2 protein-coding genes and 1 pseudogene are annotated in these 2,102 nt (G+C 61.9%); 2 read left to right on the top strand and 1 reads right to left on the bottom strand.

Going from position 1 to position 2,102, the window contains the following annotated elements; genetic code table 11:
• Nucleotides 1-272: 272 nt before the first annotated feature.
• Nucleotides 273-620, top strand: a pseudogene (locus tag AC5Y5O_RS31930) (ATP-binding protein); the annotation flags it as partial.
• Between the two features lie 10 nt (nt 621-630).
• Here AC5Y5O_RS31930 and AC5Y5O_RS31925 read toward each other — a convergent pair.
• Entirely contained in the window at nt 631-1,587 is a 957-nt protein-coding gene (locus tag AC5Y5O_RS31925; protein WP_330981114.1) for a dipeptidase, read from the bottom strand.
• On the opposite strand from AC5Y5O_RS31925, the gene AC5Y5O_RS31920 reads away from it, so the two are divergent.
• On the top strand, nt 1,586-2,102 hold a 517-nt coding region (locus AC5Y5O_RS31920; protein ID WP_500028735.1), incomplete at its 3' end, for a GNAT family N-acetyltransferase. The genes AC5Y5O_RS31925 and AC5Y5O_RS31920 overlap by 2 nt on opposite strands.

The raw sequence follows: 2,102 nt of genomic DNA, 5'->3' as shown, positions 1-2,102 counted from the left end.
GTGACGATGTGCCACCGCAGCCAGGGGAGCGGGTAGTGAGTGGAATTTGGGTAGTAGGTGCAACATGACGGATACCTTCAGATGATTCGAGTGGCTGCTACCGAAGTCACAGCTATTAAACACATGTTAAACAGCACTCATGACGTTGGCAACGCGCATGCGGTGCCGGAGGGGTCGCAATCGAGTACCGCCCCGCCGGGCCGCCGTGCTTGCGGCCGGAAACAATGCTTACGCGGGCAACCCGAAGGCTGGCGCGTCATCTTGGGCCCGCCCGCCTCTCAGCTGCGCATCACGCCAACCGGCTGGAGGCCGAGCTGAAGAAGATCCGCCGCTACAAGTTGATCATCATTGACGAGGTCGGCTACATCCCATTCGACCAGGACGCGGCCAACCTGTTCTTCCAGCTGGTGGCGTCGCGCTATGAGCAGGGCTCGATCATGGTGACCTCAAATCTTCCGTTTGGACGTTGGGGAGAGACCTTCTCCGACGACGTGGTCGCCGCGGCGATGATTGACCGCTTGGTGCATCACGCCGAAGTGTTGACCCTCACCGGAGACTCCTACCGCACGCACCAACAGCGCCAACTGCTCACCAAAGAAAACCGCACCGCCGATAACTGACTATCAACCTTTAGGTGCGCCATGCGCATTGGGCTACACGATGGAAGTTGCCGCCCACGACGGCATTGATGCCCGTAGCGGTCCATCCGCGTTGGCTGAGGTGTTCGCCGAGTGTCAGTAGTGTCTCGGGAGCCATCCACTGGATCGGTCCCCAACGCGTGTAGCTGTCGTCGAACATGTGCGGATTGCGGGTGAGTTCGGCAATGAAGTCGGCGTAGTCAACGGAGAAGTCGCTGCTGATCCCCACGTGCTCGATGCCGACCAGATCGACGGCGTATTCCAGATGCCGAGTCATTGCCTCCAGGGTCGGGGTGTTGGGCCCCAGGAAGATGCCGACGCCGGTGATTCCGATGACGCCGCCGGTGGCCGCGCAGGCGCGGGCTTGGTCATCGCTGATATTGCGGGGATGATCCCAGACCGCGCGCATGCACGAGTGACTGTAAATGACTGGGCCGGTCGAGATCTCGCACATGTCTAGTCCGGTGCGGGCACTGCAGTGCGAACCGTCGGGAACGATGCCAACGGTGTTCATCTCGCCGATGATCGAACGCCCCCACTCAGTAAGACCATTATCGGCGACGTCCAGACAGCCACTGCCGGCACGGTTGGCGTGGTTGTAGGTGGGTAGCAGCGTGCGCACCCCAAGGTCGGCGAGAACGGTGAGGTTGGCAAGGTCGTCGTCGAGAGGGCGGGAGTCTTCGAGGTCGAAGACCACGGCGATGCGGCCAGCACCGGTGATCGCTGCGACGTCGCCGACGGTGGCCGCCAGCTCGAGGTCCGGGTGCGCGTCGACCGCGCAACGGTAATGCTGCAACAGCGCCAGCGTGTCGTTGAGGCTGTGCGGCGAATATCCTGCGTTGACTGACACGAAGGCGCCGCCGTGACGCTGGTAGCGGGTCAACGGGGCGACGTCGCTGTCAGTATGCAGTGGCAGACACAGGTGCTGGTCCCACAGGAGCGAGGTCATGAGTACCGATCGTGCATCATCGGTCCCCGCGGTTGGATTGCCGATCCGCACCGAGCGTCTGACGATCCGCCCCCTTCGGCGAAATGACCTCGAAGCCATGCACGCCGTGTACTCGGATCCCGAAGCGACACGGTTCATTCCTGGCGGCGTGCGCGACCACGACGGCACTCGCCAACGAGTCGCAGACCTCATTGATCATCACGAACGTCACGGCGTCAGCAAATGGGCGGTCACCCTGTCCCACAACGGTCAGCTCATCGGTGACTGCGGACTGCAATTCCTGCCCGGGCGCCAAGACCTTGAGTTGGGCTTTCATTTCGCCCGCGCATATTGGGGCCACGGCTATGCCGCCGAATCCGCGTCAGCCTGCTTGGCGTGGGCACTGACTAACCGAACTGAACGCATACTGGCCATCGTCGACCCAAGCCATCACGCCTCGCAACGCGTTTTAACCAAGCTCGGCATGCAACGAGTTGGACGCGACCACATCCTCGGACACAGCTGGATCGTCTACG

The organism is Mycobacterium sp. NGS40 (genome assembly GCF_059812735.1).
This window is presented reverse-complemented; position numbering and strand designations above follow the sequence as displayed.